Raw genomic sequence first — 26,794 nt, forward strand, 5'->3', positions numbered from 1 at the left:
TGGCCTCACCGGCACCGCGGGCCGACAATGGCCCACGTGCTGCCCGTCCTCGACCTCACCGACGCCGACACCGACCCGGCGGGATTCCGGGACCGGTTGCGGGAGGCCGCCCACGACGCCGGGTTCTTCTACCTCGTCGGCCACGGTGTGCCGGTCGAGCGGTTCGATCGGGTGCTGCGGCTCGCGCGGGCGTTCTTCGCCCAACCGCTCGAGCGCAAGAACGAGATCAGCCAGCTGCTCAGCCCGCAGTTCCGGGGCTACTCCCGCCTCGGCGGCGAACTGACCAACGGCACGGTCGACTGGCGCGAGCAGATCGACATCGGACCGGAGCGGGAGGTCATCGACGGCGCGCAGGGCTACTGGCGGCTGCAGGGGCCGAACCTGTGGCCGGCGGAGCCGCCGGGATTCCGCGCCGCCTTCGAGGACTGGGGCACCGCGCTGTCGACGGTCGGGCTGCGGCTGCTGCGGCACTGGGCGGTGTCGCTCGGCGCGCCCGAGGACACCTTCGACGCGGCCTTCGCCGACCGGCCCGCCACGCTGATTAAAGTGGTGCGCTATCCCGGTACGACGGAGACCGCCCAGGGCGTGGGCGCCCACAAGGACTCCGGGGTGTTGACGCTGCTGCTGGTCGAGCCCGAATCCACCGGCCTGCAGGTCGAATCGGGCCCCGACGAGTGGATCGACGTACCGCCGCTCCGCGGCGCCTTCATCGTCAACATCGGCGAACTGCTCGAGGTGGCGACGGGCGGGTACCTGCGTGCCACCCGCCATCGCGTGCTCGCACCGCCCCCCGGCACGGACCGCGTCTCGATCCCGTACTTCCTCAATCCGGCGCTCGACGCGCTGATCCCGGTCCTGGCGCTGCCATCGGACCTCGCCGCGCGTTCGCGCGGGGTGGAAGCCGACCCGGACAACCCGATCTTCAACACCTACGGCGAGAACGCGTGGAAGTCGCGCACCAGGGCGCATCCCGACGTCGCAGAACTGCACCACGGGATCATCCGGTGATCGATTCGGGCTGATCGCAATGCTGGCGGGGATTCGCCGGGCCACCGTACGGTCTCGACGTGTTCGACGTGCGCCGGCTCGTGGTGTTGCGCGAAGTGGTGCGCTGCGGCTCGCTGAGCGCGGCGGCGATATCGCTGAGCTACACCACATCCGCGGTCTCGCAGCAGATCACGGCACTGGAACGGGACATCGGCGCCAAACTGCTCGAGCGGGGGCCGACGGGCGCCCGGGCCACCGCCGCGGGCACCCGGTTGCTCGGACACGCAGACCTGATCCTGGCTGCCGTCGCCGCCGCCGAACACGATCTGGCGCGGCTGGCGAGCGCGGCGCCCGACACGCTGCGGGTCGCCTCGTTCGCCAGCGCCGCCGCGACGATCCTGCCCCGCGTGATCGCCCGGCTGCAGCACGAATACCCGGGAACCAGAATCGAACTCGTGACCGCCGACCCCGATGAGGCGGTGGCGTTGCTCGGCGACGATGGCGTCGACGCGGCGATGGTGACCGAGGTGCCCGGTGACCCACCCGAATTCCGCGGTGTGCACACCGTGCCCGTCTATGACGACGAGTTCTTCGTGGTCCTGCCGCGCGACCACCGGTTGGCCGACGCGGTGGAGGTGCCGTTCGGAGCGTTGGCCGCCGAGCGGTGGGTGGTCAGCACCGCCACCGGAACCTGCCCCGACACCCGGGTGTTCCACCATGCCTGTCGCCGTGCGGGTTTCGACCCGGACGTGACCTTCCGGGCCGACGACTACGGCACGGTGCAGGGTATGGTCGCCGCGGGGATGGGGGTGTCTCTCGTCCCGTCGCTGGCGGCGTGGGCCGCGCGCAGCGATGTCGCCGTGCGCCGGCTCACCCACCGGCCGGTGCGCCGGGTCGCCGTGGCGACCGCGACGGCGCCCGACGCGGGCACGGCGCTCGCGCGGCTGGTGGTGCTCATCGGTGACACCGGTGCCCGGTTGCGGGCGCGCGGCGTATTCACGGTTCCTGCAACCCCTTCCAGCGTCGCTTGAATCGTCTTCCACCACACCGCCGTCGCCCCTACCGTCCCACGGGCACGGCCATCGACGAAAGGACCCACCCCCCGATGACCATCACGCCCGAGAGCACGGCCCCCGTCCTGGTGTCGGTGGCTGAAACGCTGACGGTCGCCCGCAGCGTCGCCGCCGAGATCGCCACCGGAGCGGTCGACCGCGAGACCCGCGAAATCCTGCCCGAGGCGGAACTACGCCGGGTCGCCGAGAGCGGTCTGCTCGGCATCCTCGTGCCCGGGCGGTTCGGTGGGCCGGATCTGCCCCAGTCGACCGCGGTCGAGGTGCTGCGGATCCTGTCCGAGGCCGATTCGGCCGTCGGGCAGCTGCTGCTGGCGCACTTCGTCCTCAGCGCCGCCATCAGGGGGCTCGGGGACACGGAACCGGCCCCGACGATCTACCGCGACGTCCTCGCCGGAGCCCAACTGGGCAACGCCACCGTCGAACGGGGCACCCGGCTCAGCGTCGACCGGCTGACCACGGTGACCCGCGGCCCAGGAGGATGGGTGCTCGACGGGACCAAGTACTACGCCACCGGAACACTCGGCGCGAGCTGGATCGCCGTCGCGGCGCGCATCGCGGGCACCGAACCCGCCCACGGCGCAACGGTGTTCGTGCGGCCCACCGACACCGGCGTCACCTTGAACCTGGACCGCTGGTCGTCGTTCGGTCAGCGCGGCACCGCCAGCGGTGAAGTGGTGTTCGACCGGGTGGCCGTCGACGATCCCTACGTGATCGACGAGGGTCCCGACCCCGACCCCGTGACCGCCCCGCCGTCGGTGCTCGGCGCATTCGACCAGGCGCTGCACGCCGCGGTGGACATCGGCATCGCCCGCGCGGCCCTGACCGACGGCGCTCGGTTCGTCACCACCAGGAGCCGGCCGTGGTTCGAGGCCGGTGTCGAACACGCCGCCGACGAACCGCATGTCGTACGCCGGTTCGGTGAGCTGACCGCCCGGCTGTACGCCCTGGAGGCCCTGCTCGCCGCGGGCACGGCCCGCATCGACGAGGCGCTGACCGAATCGGAGTTGACCCGCGAGTCCGCCGCCGCGGCCTCGCTGCAGGTGGCCGCGGCCAAGGCGCTCGCCCAGGAATTCGCGGTCGAGATCGCCGGCGGCGTCTTCGAACTCGCGGGCGCCTCGGCCACCGACCGCGGGTACGCGCTCGACCGGCACTGGCGCAACGTGCGCGTGCACTCGCTGCACGATCCGGCCCGGTGGAAGTACGTCCACCTCGGCAACCACACCCTGCGAGGCACGCTGCCGCCGCGCCTCGGCGTCCTGCTCTGACTTCATCCATCGCACAGAGGAACTCACCATGACCGAGCAGCAAGCCGCCGGCTTCTACCTGACCGGCAGCATCAACGTCCCCAGCGTCGACGACGCGTTCCGGCTCGTCGGTTCACGACTGCAGCCCGGGGTCACCCGGGTGCCGGACGGCGAACCGGGGGACCGGGCGAACTGGGTGCTCACCCAGGCCGGCCACTTCCTGGACAACCCGACGCTCGCCGTGGTCGACGGCCGGGCCCGGATCCGGCCCGGGGTGGCCGTCGAGTTCCCCGCGGTGGACTACCACTCGGTGGCCGCCGACTCGTACGCGGCGTTCCGCACCGCCCGGGACGGCGGCGTGCTCGCCCCCGAATCACGTTTCCTGGTGTCGATCCCGACGCCGTTCAACGCGGTGAACTCGTTCGCCGATTTCGATTCCCAGGTCGAGATCGCCTACGCCTACGAGCAGCGGTTGCGGCATTGCGTCGAGGCCGTCCAGGAGGCGATCCCGCCGGCCGACCTGGCGATCCAGTGGGACCTGCCGACCGAACTGGCCACCGTCGAAGGCTGGTTCGCCAATCCGTACGGCGGGCTGGAACCGGTCTTCGCCGCCACCGCGCGGCTCGCCGACTGGGTACACGAGGACGCCGACCTGACCTTCCATCTGTGCTACGGCGACTCGAAGTTCGGCGCATCGCCGTTCATGGGGGATCCCCCCGACGACGAGGCCGCGGCCCGCGGGGGCCGCCACATCCTGCCGCGCGACGCGCGCGCGATCGTGACGCTCGCCAACGGTCTGTCCCGCCATGTGCGACGGCGTATCGACGCCTTCCAGGCGGCCACCGTCGCGGCGTGGACCAGGCGCGCCCACTGGCAGCCACTGGCCGATCTCGCGCTGGAACCGGGCACGGAGATCTACCTCGGCCTCCTGCACGCCGAGGACGGTGCCGACGGGGCACGGGCACGCAGCGCACTGGCCCGCGAATTCCTGTCGGAGTTCGGGCTTTCCACCGAGTGCGGGCTGGGCAGGCATTCGGCCGAACAGCTCGCCGCGGTGCTGTCAGCGTGGCAGGAGTTGACGGTCCGGGAACCGGTCCCGGCCTGAGTGTCGCCCCATTACCCGGTCGCGCCCGAAGGGGTGGTCGGCGCGTGCCGGTGGTCGCGGTGCAGACCAGGGATGAGCATCGGGACGCGGCGGCGGTAGTCGCGGTACTCCTCACCCATCGCCTCGGTCAGGTCGTGTTCCTCGAAGCGCAGCGCGACCATGATGTAGGCGGTCGTGGCGACGGCGAAGAGCAGATGACCCGCGGACATGGTCGGCGTCGCCCAGAACGCGACGATGAATCCGAGCATGATCGGGTGGCGCACCACCTTGTAGAGCAGCAGCGTCTGGAACTTCAGACCGGTGTAGGGCTCACGCCGCCAACCCAGGTACACCTGGCGCAGCCCGAACAGGTCGAAGTGGTTGATCATGAACGTCGACGCGAGCACCGTCGCCCAGCCGGCCCAGAAGGCGACCCACAGGACGAACCGCCCGGGGGCCCACGAGACGTCCCACACCGTCTGCGGCATGGTGCGCCACTGCCAGAACAGCAGGAACAGCAGCAGACTCGCGATCAACACGAACGTGCTTCGCTCGATGACCGCGGGCACAACACGCGTCCACCGGCGTTTGAACGCCGGGCGCGCCATGACGCTGTGCTGCACGGCGAACAACCCGAGCAACACCAGGTTGACCACGACCGCTTCACCGAGGGCGGCGTCGACTCCCGAGTCGACGGTTCGCGGCACCGCGAAGTCGCCGACGAAGCCGATCGCGTACAAGAACGCGGCCAGGAACACCACGTAGCTGAAAATGCCGTAGGCGGCGGCGAGAATCCGACTCATGATGCCCTCCCGGTTCATGGTGTCCGCGACGGCGTGACCGGGCGCCCAGAACGGCACACTCTCTGTCGAGAGGTGTTGTCGGAGTGGGAATGTCGCGCTTCAACCCGGCCGATGTGGGCGGATCCGAGGTACCGGCGACGGGCGAGATCACGTCTCGTGGCGGCCGTTCTGGCCACCAGTCAACGGTAGACCGCCGGCGGGAGGTCCGAAAGCCCCGATCAGGCCGCTATCCCGTCGGGACCCGCCGGGCGCCGCGGATCAGCTCGCCCCACACGGTGTACGCCTCGGCGTGCTCGGCCGACGAGTACCCGCCCGCCAGCGCCACCAGACCCCCGGCCACGCGACCGATGCCGAGGCCGGTCTCCTTCACCACGACGACCAACTCGTCGAACGCCTGGCGTTCGGTGCAGCCGCGCAATCCCATCAGGATGCCGATCGCGACGTCGATGACCCGGCGCGACGTCACGTCCGTGATCCGATTGTCCATGTCTCTACCCCCTTCGACAGCACCATCGTGCTGAGTCGGTGCTGCGCCTGGCAAGACATGGATACACGCTGATCCTGACCATGGGCTGAATGTTCCGTTACGACGGCGCGTTCGCCGGGACGAAGACCCCGGAGCTGTCGGCCTCCTCCTCGGCCCGGATCACGTGCACCACCGCGTTGATCAATGCCAGGTGGGTGAACGCCTGCGGGAAGTTGCCCAGATGACGGCCCGTGCGGGGCTCGATCTCCTCGGCGTAGAGGTGCAGCGAACTGGCGAAGGACAACAACCGTTCACACAGATGCTTGGCGCGGCTGATCTCGCCGATCTCCACCAGCGCCGACACCAACCAGAACGAGCAGATCGTGAACGTCCCCTCCTCGCCGGCCAACCCGTCGTCGGTCTCCTCGACGCGATAGCGCAGCACCAGCCCTTCCTCGGTGAGCTCGTCGGCGATGGCCAGCACCGTGTTGCGCACCCGCTCGTCGTCGGGCGGCAGGAACCGGACCAGCGGCACCAGCAGCAGGGAGGCGTCCAGTGCGTCGTCGCCGTAGCGCTGGGTGAACACGCCCCGCGAGTCGACGCCGTTGGCCAGGATGTCGGCCTTGATGTCGTCGGCGATCTTGCGCCACTGCTCGGCGTAGCTCTTCTCGCCTTCCAATTCGGCGAGCTTCGCGCCGCGGTCCAGCGCCACCCAGCACATCACCTTCGACGAGGTGAAGTGCTGCGGTTCGCCGCGGACCTCCCAGATCCCGCGGTCCGGTTCCTTCCAGTGCTTGATGGCCTCCTCGACCTGGTGCTTGAGCACCGGCCACAGCGCCTCGGGAATCTGCTCGCGCGATTTGGTGTGCAGGTAGACCGAATCGAGCATGGTGCCCCAGATGTCGTGCTGCATCTGGTTGTACGCGCCGTTGCCGATCCGCACCGGCCGGGCACCGTCGTACCCGGACAGGTGGTGCAGCTCCTCCTCGACCAGGCTGCGCTCGCCGCCCACGCCGTACATCACCTGAAGCGGGTGCCGCTCACCGTTGTTGGCGCCCGACACGTCGGCGATGAACGCGAAGAAGTCGTCGGCCTCCCGGTCCAGCCCCAGGGTGTAGAGCCCCCACAGCGCAAACGTCGAATCCCGCACCCATGCGTAGCGGTAGTCCCAATTGCGTTCGCCCTGAGGCGTTTCCGGCAACGACGTGGTGCTGGCGGCCAGGAGTGCGCCGGTCGGCGAGTAGGTCAGGCCCTTGAGGGTGAGCGCGCTGCGCTGCAGGTACGCCCGCCACGGATGGTCGGGGAAGTCCCCGACGTTGATCCACTGCCGCCACGCCTCGCTGGTCTGCCACATCTTGTCGGCGGCCTCTTCGTAGTTCTGCGGCGCCGGATGCTTCGACCACGACAGCGCGACGAACACGTTGTCGCCCTCCTTGAGCCGGGTGCGTGCCCGCGCCTCGCGGCCCTCGAGGCCGATGCGCAGGTTGGTCGTCAGCCGCAGGGTCGGATGGGAGTCGGCGTTGCGGTTGGCCCGGGCGATCGCCTCACCGTAGGCCGGGCCGGAGTACTCCCACTCGGCGCTCACCCGGTGGTAGTCGAACGACGGCTCGCAGTTCATCACCAGTTCGACGGTGCCGCTGACACAGCGCACGGTGCGCAGCAGGATGTGCTCGGCGTCCCAGTCCATCGGCGTGCGGCGGTGGGTCCGCGACCGCGCCTCGAGGTCGTGCCAGGGACCCATGACCAACGCGTCGCGCACGATCAGCCAGCCGGTGTGGGTCTGCCACGTGGTCTCCAGGATCAGGCTGCCCGGCAGATAGCGCCGCGCGGCGGGCACCGTCACGCCGTACGGGCCCAGCCGGAAGTGGCCCGCTCCGCGATCCAGGATCGCCCCGAACACGCTCGGCGAGTCCGGGCGCGGGACGCACAACCACTCGACCGAACCCGCCGAGGAGATCAGGCAGGTGTTCTCGCAGTCGGACAGGAAGCCGTAGTCGGCGATGGGCGGGAACGGGTTCCGCAGCCCACCGGTGGGCGCGTAGGGCACCGGCGCCGTGACCGTCAACGGGGTGTCGGGCAGATAGGCGGGCTGACCCGGATGCGCGGCTCCGTCGGTGGCCTCGGTGTGTTGCAGAACCATGCAGGTCATCATCGGCTGCCGACGGGCTCGGCGTCTACTCAAACCCCATGTCGGCGGTTGCTGTGCGGTGAGCGGCCCCACGGCGCCGCCGTCGTCCACCCGGGCATCGCATAGTCTGGCCCGGTGGACGCATTCCTCAGCTGGTGGGACGGCGTCGAGCTGTGGCTGACCGGTCTGGGCTTCGTCGCGCAGACGGCGGTGGTGATGCCGGTGGCGTTGCTGCTGGCCTACGGTCTGGCGGTGATCCTCGACGGTGCGCTGGCGGCCGGTGTCCGGGTGCTGCGGCGGGCGCGCCACGACGGGAAGGAACCGTCATGAGCGGGATGCCCCGCTCGCGGGTGACCCTGATCCTGATCGTGCTGATCCTGCTCGTCATCGTCGCGTGGCTGATGACCCGCTGACCGCTCGATGTGAGCGATCGCTCCGGCTCTGTTATTCTTCGCGCCATGCATCCGGCGTCCGGCAATAGCGAGTGCCACATCTTGGCGCTCATTGCCGTGGGTTCGTGCGCGGTTGCTGACGTTCACTGTTGTTGCTGAAACCCCCCGTCTGCGGTTGGGGTTCGGCGACGGCGTTCCACGCTGCCCTTTCGTCGTCCACCCGTGTCCGCTGTGACGGGAACCGTCCTGTGATCCACGGAAAACGACCGAAAGGCCATCCATGCTCAGCTCAGTCAGGTCCCCCAAGCGCTGGCGGGTCGCCGCGGCGCTCGCGGCCACAGCGTCGCTTCTGGCCGCCTGTGGCGGCGGTGCCAGCGACGTCGCGGGCGAGGACGGTGGCTCGAACGCCGAGACCACGCTGACGCTGGTCGCCTACGCCGTGCCGGAACCCGGCTGGGCGAAGGTGATCCCCGCGTTCGCGGCCACCGAGGAAGGCAAGGGCGTGGGCGTGACCGCGTCCTACGGCGCCTCCGGTGACCAGTCCCGCGGCGTCGACTCGGGCAAGCCCGCGGACGTGGTGAACTTCTCGGTCGAACCCGACATCACCCGTCTGGTGAAGTCGGGCAAGGTCAGCGAGGACTGGAACAAGAACGCCACCAAGGGAATCCCCTTCGGCTCGGTGGTGAGCTTCATGGTCCGCGAGGGCAACCCCAAGAACATCCGCGACTGGGACGACCTGCTCAAGCCGGGCGTCGAGGTCATCACCCCGAGCCCGCTGAGCTCGGGTTCGGCGAAGTGGAACCTGCTCGCCCCGTACGCGGTGAAAAGCGATGGCGGCAAGAACCCGCAGGCCGGCCTCGACTACGTCAACAAGCTGGTCAGCGAGCACATCAAGCTGCGTCCCGGTTCCGGGCGTGAGGCCACCGACGTGTTCCTGCAGGGCAGCGGCGACGTGCTGCTGGCCTACGAGAACGAGGCGATCAACTCGCGGCGCCTCGGCCACAAATTCGACTACCTCAACCCCGCGCAGACCTTCAAGATCGAGAACCCGGTCGCGGTCGTCAACTCCAGCCCGCACCTCGAGCAGGCGACGGCGTTCGTGAACTACCAGTACACGCCTGAAGCCCAGAAGCTGTGGGCCGAAGCGGGATTCCGTCCCGTCGACCCCGCGGTCGCCGAGGAGTTCGCCGACGAGTACCCGGCGCCGCAGAAGCTGTGGACGATCGACGATCTGGGCGGTTGGTCGCAGGTGGACAGCGAGCTGTTCAACAAGGACAGCGGATCGATCACCAAGATCTACACCCAGGCGACTGGATGATCACTGCCGTCGACGGCGACAAGGGCCGGGCACCGGGCGGTCTCGCCCGGCGCCCCGGTACGGCGTCGCTTCGGGTGGGCGTCGCGACCATCTGGCTCAGCGTCATCGTGTTGCTGCCGCTGGCCGCGATCCTCTGGCAGTCCGTGGGCGGCGGGTGGGAGGCGTTCTACCGCGCCGTCACCGGCAACGCCGCACTCGACTCGTTCCGGGTGACGCTGACCATCTCGGTCGGGGTGACGATCGTCAACGCCTTCTTCGGGCTGCTGGTCGCCTGGGTGCTCACCCGCGACGACTTCCCGGGCAGGCGGCTGGTGGATGCGATCATCGACCTGCCCTTCGCCCTGCCGACGATCGTCGCCAGCCTGGTCATGCTGGCGCTCTACGGGCCCGCGAGCCCCGTCGACCTGCATCTGCAGCACACCAAATGGGGTGTCGGCATCGCGCTGCTGTTCGTGACGCTGCCGTTCGTGGTGCGCTCGGTGCAGCCGGTGCTGCTCGAACTGGATCAGGAAGTCGAGGAGGCGGCGGCCTCGCTGGGCGCCGACAACTGGACGATCCTGACCAAGATCATCCTGCCCGCGCTGCTGCCGTCCCTGCTCTCCGGTGCCGGGCTGGCCTTCTCGCGCGCCATCGGGGAGTTCGGCTCGGTGGTGCTGATCGGCGGCGCGGTGCCGGGGGAGACCGAGGTGTCCTCCCAGTGGATCCGCACCCTGATCGAGAACGACGACCGCACCGGGGCGGCCGCGATCTCGATCGTGCTGCTGGCCATCTCGTTCATCGTGTTGTTGATCCTGCGCGCGCTCGGCTCCCGGGCGGCCAAGCGGGAACAGTTGGTGGGGTGAGTCGAGTCATGACGGTGGTGTTGACATGATCTTGTCGCCCGTGACGCGCCAGGTGCTGCGCTTCGTCGCCCTGGCCTACATCCTCGTGCTCGTCGTCGTGCCGGTGGGTCTGATCCTGTGGCGGACCTTGTCCCCGGGTCTGGGCGCGTTCGTGGAGTCGATCGGCACGCCTGCGGCCATCAGTGCGCTGCAGTTGTCGCTGCTCGTCGTGGCGATCGTCGTACCGCTCAACGTGCTCTTCGGGGTGCCGACGGCTCTGGTGCTGGCGCGCAACAGGTTTCGCGGCAAGAGTGCCCTGCAGGCCGTCATCGACCTGCCGTTCGCGGTGTCGCCGGTGGTGGTCGGTGTCGCGCTGATCCTGTTGTGGGGGTCGGCGGGGGTCTTCGGCTTCGTCGAGAACAACCTCGGCTTCAAGATCATCTTCGGGCTGCCCGGCATCGTGCTCGCGAGCATCTTCGTCACCGTGCCGTTCGTCATCCGCGAGGTGGAACCCGTCCTCCACGAGATCGGGACCGACCAGGAGGAAGCGGCCTCGACGCTGGGCTCCCAGTGGTGGCAGACGTTCTGGCGGATCACGCTGCCGTCGATCCGCTGGGGACTCACCTATGGCGTGGTCCTCACGATCGCCCGCACACTGGGTGAGTACGGGGCGGTCATCATGGTGTCGTCGAATCTGCCGGGGACCTCGCAGACGCTGACGCTGTTGGTGTCCGACCGCTACAACCGTGGTGCCGAATACGGCGCCTACGCCGTATCGACGCTGCTCATGGGGGTTGCGGTGATCGTCCTGGTGTTCCAGGTGGTCCTCGACGCCCGTCGGGCCCGACAGCAGAACTGAACCTCCGGACAGCCGACAAGAGAGCAGAAGGTCATGACAGACGCGATCACCGTGCGCGGCGCCAACAAGCACTACGGCGACTTCGCGGCGCTGGACAACATCGACTTCGAGGTGCCCGCCGGTTCGCTCACCGCACTTCTCGGGCCCAGCGGTTCGGGGAAGTCGACGCTGCTTCGGGCGATCGCCGGCCTGGATCGGCCCGACACCGGCTCGATCACCATCAACGGCCGCGACGTCACCGACGTGCCGCCGCAGCGCCGCGGCATCGGCTTCGTGTTCCAGCACTACGCGGCGTTCAAGCACCTGTCGGTGCGCGACAACGTCGCGTTCGGGTTGAAGATCCGCAAGCGGCCGAAGGCGGAGATCAAGGAGAAGGTCGACAACCTGCTCGAGGTCGTCGGGCTGGCGGGCTTCCAGAACCGTTACCCCAACCAGCTCTCCGGCGGGCAGCGGCAGCGGATGGCGCTGGCCCGTGCACTGGCCGTGGACCCGCAGGTCCTGCTGCTCGACGAGCCGTTCGGCGCGCTGGACGCGAAGGTGCGCGAGGATCTGCGGGCGTGGCTGCGCCGCCTGCACGACGAAGTGCACGTCACCACGGTGCTCGTCACCCACGACCAGGCCGAGGCGCTCGACGTCGCCGACCGCATCGCCGTGCTCAACAAGGGCCGCATCGAACAGGTCGGCTCACCGACCGAGGTGTACGACACCCCGGCCAACGCGTTCGTCATGTCGTTCCTCGGCGCGGTGTCGTCGCTCAACGGAACGCTGGTGCGCCCGCACGACATCCGCGTCGGCCGCAACCCCGAGCTGCCGATCTACGAGAGCGAGTCGGTGCAGGCCACCGGAGTGGTCAAGGCCGTCATCGACCGTGTCGTGGTGCTGGGTTTCGAGGTCCGGCTGGAGCTCACGAACGCGGCGACGCACGCGCCGTTCACCGCGCAGATCACCCGCGGCGATGCCGAGGCGCTGGGGCTGCGCGAGGGGGAGACGGTCTACGTCCGGGCCACCCGGGTGCCGGAGATTCCCGGCGGCGCCGAGTCGCCGCAGACCGCCGAGTCCGCCGCGCTGAGCTGACCGGGTGCTGACCGCAGTGTGAGGGTGCCGCCCCCGGACTCGGATCAGGCCGCTTCGGTCGGCAGAAGCCGGTGCAGCAGGTCGGTCAACGTCAGCAGGCCGCGACCTGACGGTCCGTCGACGACGACGACGTGGTTACGGGTCTCGCGCATCAGGCGCAGGCACTCGTAGACGGGCGTGTCCTCCGGCAGCGTGAACACCGGACGCATCAGCGCACGTGCGGGGCCCGTGGAGGAGAGGCTGTCGCGTACGTGCACCACCCCGACCGTCGCGGTGCCGTCCTGCACGAACAGCCGCAGGTGTCCGGTCGCCCGCGCGGTCTGCTGGATCTGCGCGGGTGTGGCATCGGCGGGCACGGCGCTGTGCGGGGCGTCGCGGCGGGCGACCTGTCCGACGGTCAGCGCCTCGAGCTCCAGCGCACTCGTGAGGTTGGCGTGGTAGCGCTCGTCGAGCGTGCCGACGGTGGCGGAGTGCTCGACGAGCCGGCGCAGTGTGTCGGGGTCCTGGGTGTCGGCGAGCTCGTCGACCGGCGTCACGCCGACGCGGCGCAGACACCAGTTGGCGGCCTGGTTGAGCCCCCGCAGCAGCGGGCGGGTGACGAACATGAAGCCGCGCATGGGCAGCGCCAGCAGTGTCGCCGACCGCTCCGGGTGCGCGATGGCCCACGACTTCGGCGCCATCTCGCCGATCACGAGATGCAGGAACGTCACGATCAGCAGCGCGAGTACGAAACCGCCGGCGTCGGCCACCCATGACGGTGCCCCGGTGTCGGCCAGCAGCGGCGTGATCGCATGGTGCACAGCGGGTTTCGTGATCGCGCCGAGAAGCAGCGTGCAGGCCGTGATGCCCAGCTGCGCACCGGCGAGCAGCAGCGACAGCTCACTGGCGCTGCGCAGCGCGGCCCTCGCGGACGCGCTCGTCGGCGCGGCGTCCTCGAGCCGGCTGCGGCGCGCGGCGATCAGCGCGAACTCCACCGCCACGAAGAACGCACTCGACGCGATCAGCACGACGGTGATGGCGGCGACCACCCACGGATCACTCATCGGTGGGCTCCTCGGTCACGTCGTCGGTGGTGACCCTGACGAACACCGCGGCGGGCACGTGCCGCTCGATCGCGCGCACCTCGGCGGTCAGGCGGCGGGCCGGTGGCGGCCCGTCGGCCAGCAGGTCGGCGGCTTCGGCGGGCAGGTCGATCGCCACGGTGTCGCCCGCGGCGGGCAGGCCGACCGCGTGCGCGATCACCATCCCGGCGACCGTCTCGTAGTCACCGGGCGGCAGCGTCAGATCCAGGGTGCGCTCGGCTTCGTCGAGCGGCAGGTCGCCGGCGAGCAGCCATCCGTCGTCTTCGGCGATGACGTCGGCGTCGTGGTCGGAGTCGTGTTCGTCGTCGATCTCACCGACGAGTTCCTCGGCGAGATCCTCGATCGTCACGACACCGGCGAACCCGCCGTACTCGTCGATCACGATCGCCATCTCCTCGCCGGCGTCGTTCAGTGCGGTGACCACGTTGGGCAGCGGCAGCGTCTCGGGCACCAGCACCGCGGGCCGACAGTGCGCTGCCGCGGTGTCGGCGCCGGACACCGGCCCGAGCAGGTCGTGCAGGTGGATGACGCCGACGACCTCGTCGTGTTCGGACGTGGTCACCGGGTAGCGGGTGTGGCCGCCTGCCATCCGCGCGAGCACCTCCGACACCGTGTCGCCGTCGGAGACGACGTCGACGCGTGAGCGCGGGATCATGGCGTGCTCGGCACTGCTGGTCGGGAAGTCCAGGATGCGGTCCAGCAGTGCGGAGAGCTCCCTCGGGATCTCACCGGCCTCCCGCGACGCGGCGACGATGTGTTCGAGGTCGCGCGGCGTCGCCGAGTGCTCGACATCGTGTACCGGCTCGATCCGCAACGCTTTGAGCAGCAGGTTCGACGACTGGTCGAACAACCAGATGAGCCACCCGAACAGCTTCAGGTAGACCGTCGTCGACAGCGCGAGCGCGCGCGCCAGCGGTTCGGGCCGGGCGATCGCGAGGTTCTTCGGGAACAGTTCGCCGAACAGCATCTGCACGACGGTCGACACCGCGATCGCGGCCACGCCGCCGATGCCGACGGCCACCGCGGCCGGGATCCCGCCACCGCCGAGCAGCGTCTCCAGACCGCGCCCGATCAGCGGTTCGGCGACGTACCCGACCAGCAGGCCGGTGACCGTGATGCCGAGTTGGGCGCCGGACAACATGAACGACGTGCGGCGGGTGACGCCGAGCGCCCGCGACGACGCGGTGTCACCGGCCTCCGCCCGCGACTTGAGTCGCGACCGGTCCACGGCCATGTAGGCGAATTCCTGCGCGACGAAGTATCCGGTCAGCGCGGTGATCGCCAGAACGACGAGGAAACCAACGACAATTCCGATCACGGCGGTCAACATGTGACCGCCATGGGTCTATGAGGTGGCATCGAGTCCTTGCTCGGGGGAGGGTGGCGCGTGCGTCGACGTCCACCCTACCGACGGCGTCGGGACGCCTTGGCGGCGTGAGCGCTCACGCCGCCGCGCGGGTCTGGCTCACGGCGTCGAAGCGGTCGAGCACCGTGGCCGCCACCAGGTTGTGCGAGCCCAGCGGTTCGGCCATCGAAATGTCTTCTCGCGCAGCAAAATCCGCGACGCGGTCGGTGATGCGGCCGTGGGCGAGGAACCACGGCAGGACCACCAGCCGCCGGGCGCCCGACCGTCGCAGGTCGGCGGCGGTGCCCGCGAGATCGGCGTGCGGCCCTGTGGCGAACGCCACCCGCGAACCGGCCCACCGGGTGCCGTCGGCGAGCGCCGGCGCGACGCCCGAGGTCCTCGCGTTGGCCGCCGCATCCGAAGATCCGACCGCGACCACGATGACGCCGAGCGCGTCGTCGTAGGGGGACACACCCGCCTCGGTCAGCCGCAGGCGTGCCACCGACAGCAGCGCCGGGTCCTCACCGAGCACCTCGGCGCGGCGCACCGGGCGGCCGACGGCGTCGATCACGGACGGGATGTCGACGCGCGCGTGATAGGCGTCGGCGAGCAGGAACGGCACGACGGTGGCGCTGCGTGTCTGCGCCAGCACGTCGGGCAGCGCCGGCTCGGTCTTCTCGAGGAACGCGGCACGTACGTCGAGCCACGGACGCAACCGCCGGATCCGCCCGGCCACCGCGTGGGTGACCGCGGCGGACCGCGGATCGACGCTGCCGTGCGCCGTCAGGACCAACGTGCTCAAGACTGGTGCAACCCGCATTCGATCTTGCCGGTGCCCGCCCAGCGCCCGCTGCGCGGATCGGCGCCCTCGACCGGCTTGGCCGTGCACGGTGCGCAGCCGATCGACGGGTACCCCTCGTCTACCAGCGGGTTGACCAGGACGCCGTTGGCGTCGATGTAGGCCTGCATGTCCTCGTCGGACCACGCCGCGATCGGGTTGATCTTCACCAGCCCGAACGCCTTGTCCCAGCTGATCAGCGGGGCGTTGGCCCGGGTGGGGGCCTCGACGCGCCGGATGCCGGTGACCCACGCCGCATACCCGGACAGCGCCTTGGTCAGCGGCTCGACCTTGCGCAGCCGGCAGCACTCGTTGGGCTCGCGGGCGAACAGGTTCGCCCCGAGCAGCGCGTCCTGTTCGGCGACGGTTCGTTCCGGGGCGACGTTGACGACGTTGACGTCGTACACCGCCTGCACCGCGTCGCGGGTGCCGATCGTCTCGGCGAAGTGGTAGCCGGTGTCGAGGAACAGGACGTCGACTCCGGGCCGGACCTTGGCCGCCATGTCGACCAGCACCGCGTCCTGCATGTTCGAGGCCACCACGTAGTTCCCGGCGAAGTGCTCGTCCGTCCAGCGCAGCAGGTCGACCGCCGACGCGTTCGGGCCGAGTTCGGCCGCGCCCCGCTCGGCCAGCTGCTGCAGGTCGATGTCCGAGAGCAGGTCAGTCACGTGCAATCACCTCACATTCACTGTTGGCGCCTGCGGCTCAACGAAGATCCGCGTCGTCTGCCCGTAGCGCCCAGGTAGCGAAACGCTCACCGTCCTCGCGTTGTTTCACGAAGTTGCGAACCACCCGCTCGATGTAGTCACCGAGTTCGGTGGCGAGCACCTTGTGCTGGCGCAGCTTGCGTCCGAAACCGCTGTCCAGGCCGAGGCTGCCGCCGAGGTGGACCTGGAATCCCTCTTCGGGCCCGTTGCCGTCGTCGACCATCTGGCCCTTGAAACCGATGTCGGCGACCTGGATACGGGCGCACGAGTTCGGGCAGCCGTTGATGTTGATCGTGATCGGCACGTCGAGTTGGGCGTTGATGTCCTCGAGGCGCTTCTCGAGTTCGGGCACCAGCACCTGGGAGCGGCTGCGGGTCTCGGCGAAGCTCAGCTTGCAGAACTCGATGCCCGTGCAGGCCATCAGGTTGCGCCGCCAGTGCGACGGCGTCGAGGGCAGACCGAGTGCGTCCAGCCCGGCGCGCAGTTCGTCGAGCTTGTCGTCCGGCACGTCGAGCACGATGAGCTTCTGATACGGCGTGAACCGGATCCGGTCGGAGCCCGCCGCCTCGGCGAGGTCGGCGACCTTGCTCAGGATCGTGCCCGAGACGCGACCCGCGATCGGCGCGACGCCGACGGCGTTGAGGCCGTTCTTCAGCTTCTGCACACCCACGTGGTCGATCGGGCGGGTCACCGGTTCGGGCGCGGGACCGTCGATCATCGGCCGCTTGAGGTATTCGGTCTCGAGGACCTCGCGGAACTTCTCCACACCCCAATCCTTGATCAGGAACTTCAGCCGCGCCTTGGACCGCAACCGGCGGTAGCCGTAGTCGCGGAACACGCTGACGACGCCCTCCCAGACGTCGGGCACCTCGTCGAGCGGAACCCAGGCGCCGACGCGCTGACCCAGCATCGGGTTGGTGGACAGCCCGCCGCCGACCCACAGGTCGAAGCCGGGGCCGTGCTCAGGATGGTTGACGCCGATGAACGCGACGTCGTTGACCTCGTGCACGACGTCCTGCAGACCCGAGATCGCGGTCTTGAACTTGCGCGGCAGGTTCGAATACTCCGGCTTGCCGATGTAGCGCTTGACGATCTCGTTGACCGCGGGCGTGCCGTCGATCACCTCGTCGAGGGACTCCCCGGCCAGCGGGGAACCGAGGACGACGCGGGGGCAGTCACCGCAGGCCTCGGTGGTCTGCAGCCCGACCTCGTCGAGGCGCCGCCAGATCTCCGGCATGTTCCTGACGTCGATCCAGTGATATTGGACGTTCTGCCGGTCGGAGATGTCGGCGGTGTCACGGGCGAACTCGGTGGAGATCTCGCCGAGGGTGCGCAGCGCCTTGGCCGTCAGCGCGCCGCCGTCGCTGCGGACCCGCAGCATGAAGTACTCGTCCTCGAGCATGTCGGTGTTCTCGTCACCGGTCCAGGTGCCGTCGAAGCCGGGTTTGCGCTGCGTGTAGAGGCCCCACCAGCGGAAGCGACCGCGCAGGTCGCCCTTGTCGATGGTGTCGAAGCCGCCGGGGGCGTAGATGTTCTCGATGCGAGCCCGCACGTTGAGCGGGTTGTCGTCCTTCTTGGACTGCTCGTTGGCGTTGAGTGGCTCGCGGTATCCGAGTGCCCACTGTCCTTCGCCGCGCGGACGCTTCACGGGCTTGGCGGGACGGGCCGAAGTCTCGGTCATGGGGTTTGGCTCCTTGCTGGGAGCCGGCGTTGGGACCGCGCTGAATCACCGGGGGCTGGCCGGCGGCGCAGATCCGGCGGCCAGCTGTACGTGCGGGGGTGGGCTGGGTCCTAGATCAGGCGCGTCAAGGCAGACAACAACAGGTACAGACGCGCTTGAAGTCCACGTGCCGCCGAACCACCAGCGAGATGCGGGTGTTGAGGGCCGGGGCGGCAGTCACCCGGCCATTGTGCCACGAATTGCCGCACCTACCCTAACCGGGCCATATTTGCGCTCGCCGTGAGCAAAAGTCGGCCCAGGCCCTCGTTTCGCCGACCCGCGACCGGGTAGCTCCGCTGGATGCCTTCGCACCATTCATCGGCGTACCCCTCCTTCACCGAGATGCCCATCGGCGGGACCTGGCGCGCCGGATCGGCGGGTACGTCCCGCGACGACGTCAATCCGTGGTCCGGTGAGGTGCTGACCAGCATTCCGCAGGCGGACGCCGACGACCTCGACGCGGCCTACGCGGCCGCCGTCGAGGCTCAGGTCGACTGGGCCGCCGCACCGCCGTCGGAGCGGGCCGCCGTGATGCGGGCGGCCGCCGACGTGATGACCGACCGCAAGGACGAGATCACCGGTTGGCTGGTCCGCGAGACCGGCGGTACGCGCGCCAAAGCCGACCTCGAATGGGGTCTGGTGCGCTCGGTGCTGTGGGAGGCCGCGTCGATGCCGCACCACGTCGAGGGGTCGATCCTGCCGTCGGACATCCCGGGCAAGGAGAACCGGGTCTACCGCGAACCGGTCGGCGTGGTCGCGGTCATCTCCCCGTGGAACTTCCCGATGCAGCTGTCCAACCGGTCGGTGGCTCCGGCGCTGGCGGTCGGCAACGCCGTGGTCCTCAAACCGGCGGGGGACACCCCGGTGACCGGGGGTCTGCTGCTGGCCCGGATCTTCGAGGAGGCGGGTCTGCCGCCCGGCCTGCTGTCGGTGGTGGTGGGCGGCGGCAGCGACATCGGCGACGCGATCGTCGAACACCCCGTGCCGCGGGTCGTGTCGTTCACCGGGTCGACGCCGGTCGGGCGCGGCATCGCGCAGAAGGCGGGCCTCAAACACCTGGCCCTCGAACTCGGCGGCAACGGACCGATCGTGGTCCTCGACGACGCCGACCTCGAACTCGCCGTCGATGCCGCGGTGTTCGGGTCCTACTTCCACCAGGGTCAGATCTGCATGATCGGCAACCGGCTCATCGTCGACGACGCCGTGCACGACGAGTTCGTCGACCGTTTCGTCGAACGGGTCCGCGGGCTGCGCGTCGGCGATCCCGCCGACGAGGCCACGCAGATCGGGCCGATCATCAACTCCTCGCAGCTCGAGTCGGTGCAGGACAAGATCGCCCGCGCCCGCGACGACGGTGCGCAGGTGGTGCTCGGCGGCGATCCGGTCGGGCCGGCCGGGCAGGCGCTGCCGCCGCATGTACTGCTCGGCGGCAACGACTGCGCCACCGCCCGCGAGGAGGTGTTCGGACCGGTGATGACGGTCATCCGCGCCAAGGGCGACAAGGACGCGCTGCGGCTGGCCAACGACACCGAATACGGGCTGTCCTCGGCGGTGTTCAGCCGCGACGTCGACCGCGCCGTGCGGTTCGCCCGCCGCATCGACGCGGGGATGACCCACGTCAACGACTCCCCGGTCAACGACGACGCCAACACCGCGTTCGGCGGGGAGAAGGCCTCCGGTATCGGCCGGTTCGGCGGCAAGTGGGCCATCGACGAGTTCACCACCGAACACTGGGTCTCGGTGCAGCACCAACCGCGCGATTACGCCATCTGACGTCGCGCTGGGACGATGAAGAGGTGAGCACCCGCACCGCCCCTCTCCCCGCGCCGGCGCTGGCCGCGCGGCCGGGGCGTGCGTTCGGCCTCTACATCCACGTGCCGTTCTGCGCGACCCGGTGTGGCTACTGCGACTTCAACACCTACACGCCTGCCGAGGCGGGGGGCGCCACCCCCGAGGGCTGGCTGGCCGCGATGCGCCGGGAGCTGGCGCTGGCCGCCCGCACCCTGGGGACGCCGCCGCCGGTGCAGACCGTCTTCGTCGGCGGCGGCACCCCGTCGCTGCTCGGCGGCACCGGTCTCGGCGCGGTGCTGGCCGCGGTGCGCGAGCACTTCGACCTGGCACCCGGGGCCGAGGTGACCACCGAGGCGAATCCGGAGTCGTCCGGACCCGAACTGTTCGACGCGCTGCTGACCGCCGGGTACACACGGGTGTCCCTCGGCATGCAGTCGACGGCCCGCCACGTGTTGCAGGTGCTCGACCGGTTGCACTCGCCGGGTCGCGCGGTGGCCGCCGCGGGGGAGGCGCGCGCGGCCGGGTTCGGGCACGTCAACCTGGACCTGATCTACGGGACGCCGGGGGAGACGGACGACGACCTCCGCCGCTCGGCCGACGCCGCGATCTCGGCCGGTGTCGACCACGTGTCGGCCTACGCGCTGGTGGTCGAGGACGGGACGGCGCTGGCCCGCCGGGTGCGGCGCGGCGAGGTGGCGGCTCCCGACGACGACGTGCTGGCGGCGCGGTACGAACTGCTCGACGCGCGGCTGAGCGACGCCGGGTTCGGCTGGTACGAGGTGTCGAACTGGGCGAGGCCCGGCGGGGAGTGCCGGCACAACCTCGGCTACTGGGCGGGTGGCGAGTGGTGGGGTGTCGGGCCCGGGGCGCACGGCTTCCTGGGCGACACCCGGTGGTGGAATGTCAAGCACCCCAATACCTATGCCGCGTTGCTCGGCGAAGGTTCCCTACCCGTCGCGGATTTCGAGGTGCTCGACCAGGCCGCGCGGCACACCGAGGACGTGATGCTGCGGGTGCGGCTACGCAGCGGCCTGCCGCTGGACATGCTCACCGCCGACGAGCGAGCCCGGGTGGGCGCCGTCGTCGCCGACGGACTGGCGGCGGTCTCCGGTGCCCGGCTGATCCTGACCGACCGAGGCCGCCTGTTGGCCGACGGTGTGGTGCGCACGCTGCTCGCCGATTAGTCACAGAGGTGGTCGCCCCGGGTGCACCGGGTTGTGCGAATATTGTCCGCATGTCGACTGAGTTAGGCAAGGCTAACCAGACTGCTGGCCCCGAACCCGTCGCGATCGTCGGCATCGGCTGCCGCCTGGCCGGGGACATCACGACCCCGTCGGACTTCTGGGCGTTCCTGCTCGACGGGGGCAGCCGGGTGCGGGAGGTCCCCGCGGACCGGTGGGAGCCGTATCTGCGGCGCGATCCGCGGAATGCGGCGGTGTTGCGCGAGACGACGCCGTGGGGCACGTTCCTCGACGACCTGGCCGGTTTCGACGCGGAGTTCTTCGGCGTCTCGCCGCGCGAGGCCGAGCTGATGGATCCGCAGCAGCGGCTGGCGCTCGAAGTGTCGTGGGAGGCACTGGAACACGCCGGCGTGCCGCCGCGCTCGCTGGCCGGCAGCGACACCGCTGTGCTGATGGGCGTGAACTCCGACGACTACGGCAAGCTCATCATGGAGGACCTGCCGGGGATCGAGGCGTGGACCGGGATCGGCACGTCGCTGTGCGGCATCGCCAACCGCGTCTCACACCTGCTCGACCTGCGCGGCCCCAGTGTCGCGCTCGACGCGGCGTGCGCGGCGTCGCTGGTGGCGGTGCACCAGGCGTGCCAACTGCTGCGGACGGGGGAGGCGTCACTGGCCCTCGCCGGTGGCGTCAGCGCCCTGATCGGCCCCGGGTTGACCCGCGTCCTCGACCGGGCCGGGGCCACCGCACCCGACGGACGGTGCAAGAGCTTCGACGCCGAGGCCGACGGCTACGGGCGTGGCGAGGGCGCCGCGGTCGTGGTGCTCAAACGCCTCGCCGACGCCCAGCGTGACGGCGACCGGGTGATCGCCGTCGTGCGCGGCGGCGCGGTGGCGCAGGACGGGCGCACGGTCGGCATCATGTCGCCCAACGGCGCCGCCCAGGAGGACCTGTTCCGCCGAACCTGCCAGGCCTCCGGAATCGATCCCGCCACAGTCGAATTCGTCGAGGCGCACGGCACCGGGACGCCGACCGGCGATCCGGTCGAACTCAACGCGCTCGCCGCCGTGTACGGAGCGCGCCGCGCCGGCGATGAGCCGTGCCGCGTCGGTTCGGTCAAACCCAACACCGGCCACCTCGAGGGCGGGGCCGGCGTGGTCGGGCTCATCAAGGCGGCGATGGCGCTGCAGCACGAGGAGATCCCGCCGACCGCCGGTGTGCGCACCCTGACCCCCGCGGTGGATTGGGCGACCAGCGGACTGCGGGTGCCCACCGAGGTCGAGTCCTGGCCCCGCCGCGACGATCTCCCACGCCGGGCCGCGGTGTGCAGTTACGGCTACGGCGGCACCATCGCCCACGTCCTGCTCGAAGAGGCGCCCCTGCCTCGGCGCAACCGATCCCGGGCGACGGGCGACGCGCCGTCGGTGGTGCCGCTGTCCGGGCGGTCCCCGGCGCGGCTGGCGCGGCAGGCCGCCGCACTCGCCGATGGTGTTCGGCGGCAACGACATCCGATCGACGAGGTGGCCGCGACACTGTGGGCGCGCCGCTCGCACGAACCGGTGCGCGCCGCGGTGATCGCATCCGGCACCGACGACCTGGTGGCCGGGCTCGACGCGCTCGCCGACGACCGCCGCGCACCGTCGGTGGTCACCGGCAGCGTGCTGGCGGGTGCGGCCGACGGGGCGGTGTGGGTGTTCTCCGGCCACGGGTCGCACTGGCCCGGCATGGGCCGCGAACTGCTCACCCGCGAACCGGCTTTCGCGGCGGTCATCGACGCGGTCGAGCCGGTGTTCTCCGCGGAGCTCGGCTTCTCACCGCGAGAGGCGCTGCGCAGCGGTGACCTAGGCGGCACCGACCGGGTGCAGGCGCTGACGTTCGCGATGCAGGTCGGGCTGGCCGCCGTGGTACGGGACCGCGGTGTGCGTCCGGCCGCCGTGATCGGCCACTCCGTCGGCGAAGTGGCCGCCAACGTGGTGGCCGGTGTCTTCGACCTCGCCCACGGCGCCGCGGTGGCCTGCTACCGCGCACGGGGGTTCCGCTCGGTGGCGGGTGCGGGCGCCATGGCCCTGGTCCGGCTTCCCTTCGCCGAGGCCGAGGAGCGACTGGGCGACCGCACCGACGTGGTGGCGGCCATCAGCGCGTCACCGGAGTCGACGGTCATCTCGGGCACCGTCGCGGCGGTCGAGGAGGTGGCGGCACGCTGGACCGGCGAAGGGATGACCGTGCGGCGGGTGAACACCGACGTGGCGTTCCACAGCCCGGCGATGGACGCGCTCACCGCCGACCTTGCCCGTCTCACAGCGGGTCTGGCGCCGTCGGGTCCGGCCGAGGTGCCGCTGTACTCGACCGCCCTGCCCGACCCGCGGTCGGATGCCGCCCGCGACCCCGACTACTGGGTCGCCAACCTGCGCGGCCGGGTGCGCTTCGCCGAAGCCGTGACCGCCGCCGCCGAGGACGGCCACCGGCTCTTCCTCGAGGTGTCGGCGCACCCGGTGGTCGCGCACTCCATCGCGGAGACGTTGATGCACCACAGCGTCGGTGACCACGCCGTGATTCCCGTGCTGCGTCGCGAGCAGCCCGAGCTGCCTGCCGTCGCCGCCGCCGTCGGGGCGCTGTACTGCCACGGGGCGCCGGTGGCGCACGGGGTGACCGCCGAAACACCCTGGGCCGCCGACCTTCCCGGAACCCAGTGGGCACACCGGCGGCACTGGCGCACACCCACCGCGCCGCCGGGTGGCCGCGCCGTGCACGAGCCCGATTCGCACACACTGCTCGGCGGTCCGATGGAGGTGACCGGGGCGGTGCCCGCGCGGGTGTGGCAGACACGCCTGGACATCTCGACCCGGCCCTACCCGGGTGACCATCCGGTGCAGGGTACCGAGATCGTCCCCGCGGCGGTCCTGCTCAACACGTTCCTCGCCGCGTCCGGAACCGATCTCGCCGACGTCCGGCTGCGCACGCCCGTACCGCCGGGACGCGCGCGCGACATCCAGGTGGTGGCCCAGGACCGCTCGCTCTCCCTGGCCTCCCGCCTGGTCGACGACGAGACGGACGGTGGCTGGTTGACGCACTGCACCGCGCTGGCCGCAGAGGGTGGCGAACCAGCGCTGAGCATGCTCGACGAGGACGAGATCAGGGCACGCTGCCCGGAGGCGCTGCCGTCGACCCACGTCGTGGACACCTTGGCGACACTCGGTGTGGCCGCGATGGGTTTCAGTTGGGAGGTGCTCGACATGCACCGCGGCGACGGGGAACTCCTCGCCCGTGTCGCCGCCGACGTCGACGGTTCGACACCGGCGACGTGGGCGGGGCTCCTCGACGCGGCGACTTCGGCGGCCTCGACGATCTTCGACGGCCCGCCAAGGTTGCGGATGCCTGCCCGGATCGATCGGGTGCACGTCCACGACAAACCGCCCGCCGTCGCCCTGCTGCACGTGCGGCGCCGCGCCGAGGGCACCGTCGCCGACGTGGTGCTCGCCGAGGAGTCCGGTGCGGTCTCGGTGTCGTTGACCGGGATGGCGTTCGAGGAACTCGAGAACGACGGCGGACGCGACACGGCGCGGTTGCTGCACCACGTCGCATGGCATCCGGTCGTGTGGCCCGACGCCGACGTGCCCGCGGAGGTGACGCTCGTCGGCGGCGACGCCGCGACCCGCGCCTTCGTCACCCGTGACCTCGACGAAGCCGGGGTCACTCATCGGATCGCCGATGGCGCAGCCGATCTCGGGGTTCCGGCGGCCGGTGCGGTGGTGCTCGTGCTGCCCCGCCCCGACGAGACGCCGCAGGCCTCGGCCGAAACGGTGCTGCGCACGCTCCAGCATCTCGACGCCTCGGGTGGGCAGGCCAGGCTGTGGGTCCTGACCTCACAGGTGCACGAAGGTGTCAACCCGGCCCATGCGCCGCTGTGGGGTATGGCGAGGGTGGCGGCGGCCGAACATCCGCACCTGTGGGGCGGCGTACTCGACATCGCCGGGGACCGCCTGCCCGTTCGGGCGCTCACCGCGCTGCACGGGCACGGTGTCGTGGTGGTGCGCGACGGCGTCGCGTACGCGGCGCGACTGGCCCACACCGGAACGGGGGAGGCGGCGCCGCTGCGGTGCTCACCGGGCGGCACCTACCTCATCACCGGCGGCACCGGCGTGCTGGGGCTTCGGTTGGCCCAGCGTCTGGCCGACCTGGGAGCACGACGGCTGGTACTGGTGTCGCGGTCGGGTCTTCCCGAGCGCAGCACGTGGAGCGCGGACGGCGACCGCGAAGCCGTCGCCGTCGTCACCGCACTCGAACAGCGAGGGGTGTCGGTGAAGGTCGCGGCCGTCGACGTCGGCGCGGCCGATGCGGCCACCCGACTGCGGGCGGCCCTGGCCGATCTGCCGCCGGTGCGTGGAGTCATCCACGCTGCCGGCGTGGAAGCCGGTGCGCTGCTGGCCACGACGACCGCGGACGACCTCGACGCGGCCATGCGGCCGAAGGTCGACGGGATGAACGCGTTGCACGACCTCTTCCCGCCCGGCGAACTCGACTGGATGGTGCTGTTCTCGTCGTGCGGGTATCTGGCGGGCTTCCCCGGCCAGGGTGCCTACGCATGCGGCAACGCCTACCTCGACGCGTTCGCCCGTCACCGCCGCCGGCTGGGGGACCGGACCACCAGCGTCGCGTGGACGGCGTGGCGCGGTATGGGCATGGGGTCGGCCTCCGGCTTCGTCGCCGCCCAGCTCGACGCGCTCGGTATGGGCACGGTGGGACTCGATGATGCGATGCGGGCGCTGGACTCGGCGCTGCGCGACGACGATCCAAATGTGGTGGTGCTGCCGGTGCTGCCGACCGCGGCGTCGGTGCCGATCCTCGCCGACGTCGCCCCCACTGAGACCGCCGAAGTGGCACCGGCGCCCGCGGACCGCGGCGACGAGGACATCGCGGACTGGGCCGCGCGCCAGGTGGTCACCGCGGTGTCCGCCGAACTCGGCTGCGCCGCAGAGGACGTCGACACCCGCCTGCCGCTGGTGGAGATCGGCGTCGACTCCATCATGACCGTCGCGCTGCGGCGCCAGCTGGAGAAGCAGACCGGGTTGGCCCTGCCGCCGACGCTGCTGTGGGAGTACCCGACCGCGGCCGCCGTCACCGAACGAATCACCGAACTGCTCACGGTCGAGGACTCTTCGGCCGCGTAGTCAGAAGGGCGGTTCGTCGGGTCGGGTGGGGGTTGCCAGTCGAAGGCGACTTTGGCGCCGTAGGACTCCGCGCACGCGTGTAATCGACTGCAGTGCAACCAAAATCTGCTGCGGCGAAGTGCGGGGTGTGGTGTCGGTGTTCGGCGGCGGTCAGGCCGCCCGGTCCTGTGGGGGTGCGGGGCCGCCGGGTTCGCCGGTGTTGTCGGCGGGCTGGGTCGGTGAGCTCGGGTCGACGTGTCCGATGTCGTGGACCTCGGTCACGGATGTGGTGGCTTGCTTCGGGTACTGGTCATCGGCGGGCAGTGTGATGGCTTCCGCCGCGCGGACGGGCTCGTGGATTTCGTCGGCGGCCGGTGTGGTGGTCTCCGCGTGGCCGGTTCTATCGGCATCGTCGGCCGTCTCTGGGTCTGGCGCTGTGTCGTCGATGTCGTTGGCGTCAGCCGGGTCCGCCGCTCTGACGGGCTCACCGGGCACGTCGGTGTCGTCGGGTGGGGTGAGGAGGCGTTCGGGTCGGTGGTGGTGGTTGAGCCGGGCCTGGCCGGTGTCGAGGTGTGGTGGGGGAATCCATTCGACGTCGTGTTGGTCGTTGATGCGGGTGGTCCAGCCGTTGTCGTTGGTGTCGACGTTGCGGTTGTGCGGCCCGCACGCGAGCCCGAGTTCATCGACGTTGGTGTTGCCGCCGTCGGTCCAGTCGGCGACCACGTGATGCACTT

At 70.4% G+C, this 26,794-nt stretch carries 22 protein-coding genes and 1 pseudogene; 13 read left to right on the plus strand and 10 right to left on the minus strand.

What is annotated here, in order from left to right; all coding sequences use genetic code 11:
- Positions 1–27: 27 nt before the first annotated feature.
- From AU195_RS01815 to AU195_RS01830, 4 genes are all read left to right on the plus strand, one after another.
- Positions 28–1,008, plus strand: coding sequence for an isopenicillin N synthase family dioxygenase (locus tag AU195_RS01815; RefSeq protein ID WP_059157310.1), 981 nt, complete (start codon positions 28–30; stop codon positions 1,006–1,008).
- A gap of 59 nt (positions 1,009–1,067) precedes the next feature.
- Positions 1,068–2,018, plus strand: coding sequence for a LysR family transcriptional regulator (locus AU195_RS01820; protein WP_059157311.1), 951 nt, complete (start codon positions 1,068–1,070; stop codon positions 2,016–2,018).
- A 74-nt stretch (positions 2,019–2,092) separates the two neighbouring features.
- Positions 2,093–3,325: an acyl-CoA dehydrogenase family protein gene (locus tag AU195_RS01825; RefSeq protein WP_059157312.1), complete on the plus strand. Its 1,233-nt coding sequence runs from the start codon at positions 2,093–2,095 to the stop codon at positions 3,323–3,325.
- A 28-nt stretch (positions 3,326–3,353) separates the two neighbouring features.
- Positions 3,354–4,409: a hypothetical protein gene (locus tag AU195_RS01830; RefSeq protein WP_059157313.1), complete on the plus strand. Its 1,056-nt coding sequence runs from the start codon at positions 3,354–3,356 to the stop codon at positions 4,407–4,409.
- 11 nt (positions 4,410–4,420) lie between these two features.
- Here AU195_RS01830 and mddA read toward each other — a convergent pair whose 3' ends face one another.
- From mddA to AU195_RS01845, 3 genes are all read right to left on the minus strand, one after another.
- The gene (gene mddA / locus AU195_RS01835) at positions 4,421–5,191 is read right to left on the minus strand and encodes a methanethiol S-methyltransferase (protein WP_059157380.1); all 771 of its coding nucleotides are present in this window, start codon (positions 5,189–5,191) and stop codon (positions 4,421–4,423) included.
- A gap of 226 nt (positions 5,192–5,417) precedes the next feature.
- Positions 5,418–5,678, minus strand: a complete 261-nt coding sequence (locus tag AU195_RS01840) for an ANTAR domain-containing protein (protein WP_059157314.1) — start codon at positions 5,676–5,678, stop codon at positions 5,418–5,420.
- A 97-nt stretch (positions 5,679–5,775) separates the two neighbouring features.
- Complete coding sequence (locus AU195_RS01845) at positions 5,776–7,797, minus strand: glycoside hydrolase family 15 protein (RefSeq protein WP_059157381.1); 2,022 nt, start codon at positions 7,795–7,797, stop codon at positions 5,776–5,778.
- A 123-nt stretch (positions 7,798–7,920) separates the two neighbouring features.
- On the opposite strand from AU195_RS01845, the gene AU195_RS01850 reads away from it, so the two are divergent.
- The 6 genes from AU195_RS01850 to AU195_RS01870 all read left to right on the plus strand — a co-directional run bounded on the left by AU195_RS01850 (position 7,921) and on the right by AU195_RS01870 (position 12,249).
- On the plus strand, positions 7,921–8,115 hold the full coding sequence (locus AU195_RS01850; RefSeq protein ID WP_059157315.1) for a hypothetical protein: 195 nt from the start codon (positions 7,921–7,923) through the stop codon (positions 8,113–8,115).
- 128 nt (positions 8,116–8,243) lie between these two features.
- Positions 8,244–8,336, plus strand: a complete 93-nt coding sequence (locus tag AU195_RS26330; RefSeq protein WP_353612146.1) for an Ms4533A family Cys-rich leader peptide — start codon at positions 8,244–8,246, stop codon at positions 8,334–8,336.
- Positions 8,337–8,457: 121 nt separating this feature from the next.
- Positions 8,458–9,495 (plus strand): sulfate ABC transporter substrate-binding protein, encoded by a 1,038-nt coding sequence (locus tag AU195_RS01855; protein ID WP_059157316.1) that lies wholly within the window; start codon positions 8,458–8,460, stop codon positions 9,493–9,495.
- Positions 9,492–10,337: a sulfate ABC transporter permease subunit CysT gene (gene cysT, locus AU195_RS01860; protein WP_059157317.1), complete on the plus strand. Its 846-nt coding sequence runs from the start codon at positions 9,492–9,494 to the stop codon at positions 10,335–10,337. Before AU195_RS01855 ends, cysT begins: the two co-directional genes overlap by 4 nt.
- A 25-nt stretch (positions 10,338–10,362) precedes the next feature.
- Positions 10,363–11,175 (plus strand): sulfate ABC transporter permease subunit CysW, encoded by an 813-nt coding sequence (cysW, locus tag AU195_RS01865; protein ID WP_059157318.1) that lies wholly within the window; start codon positions 10,363–10,365, stop codon positions 11,173–11,175.
- Between the two features lie 33 nt (positions 11,176–11,208).
- Positions 11,209–12,249, plus strand: a complete 1,041-nt coding sequence (locus tag AU195_RS01870; protein WP_059157319.1) for a sulfate/molybdate ABC transporter ATP-binding protein — start codon at positions 11,209–11,211, stop codon at positions 12,247–12,249.
- 44 nt (positions 12,250–12,293) lie between these two features.
- Here the strand turns inward: AU195_RS01870 and AU195_RS01875 are convergent, their stop codons facing one another.
- The 6 genes from AU195_RS01875 to AU195_RS26335 all read right to left on the minus strand — a co-directional run bounded on the left by AU195_RS01875 (position 12,294) and on the right by AU195_RS26335 (position 18,122).
- Positions 12,294–13,292, minus strand: a complete 999-nt coding sequence (locus AU195_RS01875) for a hemolysin family protein (protein ID WP_059157320.1) — start codon at positions 13,290–13,292, stop codon at positions 12,294–12,296.
- A complete protein-coding gene (locus tag AU195_RS01880) occupies positions 13,285–14,661 on the minus strand; it encodes a hemolysin family protein (RefSeq protein WP_059157321.1) in 1,377 nt (458 codons plus the stop codon). Before AU195_RS01880 ends, AU195_RS01875 begins: the two co-directional genes overlap by 8 nt.
- 112 nt (positions 14,662–14,773) lie before the next feature.
- A complete protein-coding gene (locus AU195_RS01885) occupies positions 14,774–15,478 on the minus strand; it encodes a sirohydrochlorin chelatase (protein ID WP_059157322.1) in 705 nt (234 codons plus the stop codon).
- On the minus strand, positions 15,475–16,182 hold the full coding sequence (locus tag AU195_RS01890) for a phosphoadenylyl-sulfate reductase (RefSeq protein WP_059157323.1): 708 nt from the start codon (positions 16,180–16,182) through the stop codon (positions 15,475–15,477). Before AU195_RS01890 ends, AU195_RS01885 begins: the two co-directional genes overlap by 4 nt.
- Before the next feature lie 37 nt (positions 16,183–16,219).
- The gene (locus tag AU195_RS01895; RefSeq protein ID WP_059157324.1) at positions 16,220–17,902 is read right to left on the minus strand and encodes a nitrite/sulfite reductase; all 1,683 of its coding nucleotides are present in this window, start codon (positions 17,900–17,902) and stop codon (positions 16,220–16,222) included.
- A 124-nt stretch (positions 17,903–18,026) separates the two neighbouring features.
- Positions 18,027–18,122 carry an Ms4527A family Cys-rich leader peptide gene (locus AU195_RS26335; protein WP_353612147.1) on the minus strand — a complete coding sequence of 32 codons (96 nt, stop codon included), beginning with the start codon at positions 18,120–18,122 and terminating at the stop codon, positions 18,027–18,029.
- Positions 18,123–18,241: 119 nt separating this feature from the next.
- Here AU195_RS26335 and AU195_RS01900 point away from each other — a divergent pair, with 119 nt between their 5' ends.
- From AU195_RS01900 to AU195_RS01910, 3 genes are read left to right on the plus strand one after another with little or no spacing between them, the layout of a single operon-like run.
- Entirely contained in the window at positions 18,242–19,714 is a 1,473-nt protein-coding gene (locus AU195_RS01900; RefSeq protein ID WP_059157325.1) for an aldehyde dehydrogenase family protein, read from the plus strand.
- Between the two features lie 23 nt (positions 19,715–19,737).
- Entirely contained in the window at positions 19,738–20,916 is a 1,179-nt protein-coding gene (gene hemW, locus AU195_RS01905) for a radical SAM family heme chaperone HemW (RefSeq protein ID WP_059157326.1), read from the plus strand.
- A 50-nt stretch (positions 20,917–20,966) separates the two neighbouring features.
- Entirely contained in the window at positions 20,967–26,081 is a 5,115-nt protein-coding gene (locus AU195_RS01910; RefSeq protein ID WP_059157327.1) for a type I polyketide synthase, read from the plus strand.
- A gap of 150 nt (positions 26,082–26,231) precedes the next feature.
- Here the strand turns inward: AU195_RS01910 and AU195_RS26085 are convergent.
- Positions 26,232–26,794: pseudogene (locus AU195_RS26085) on the minus strand (HNH endonuclease signature motif containing protein); the annotation flags it as partial.

Source organism: Mycobacterium sp. IS-1496 (assembly GCF_001499995.1).
GTDB lineage: Bacteria > Actinomycetota > Actinomycetes > Mycobacteriales > Mycobacteriaceae > Mycobacterium.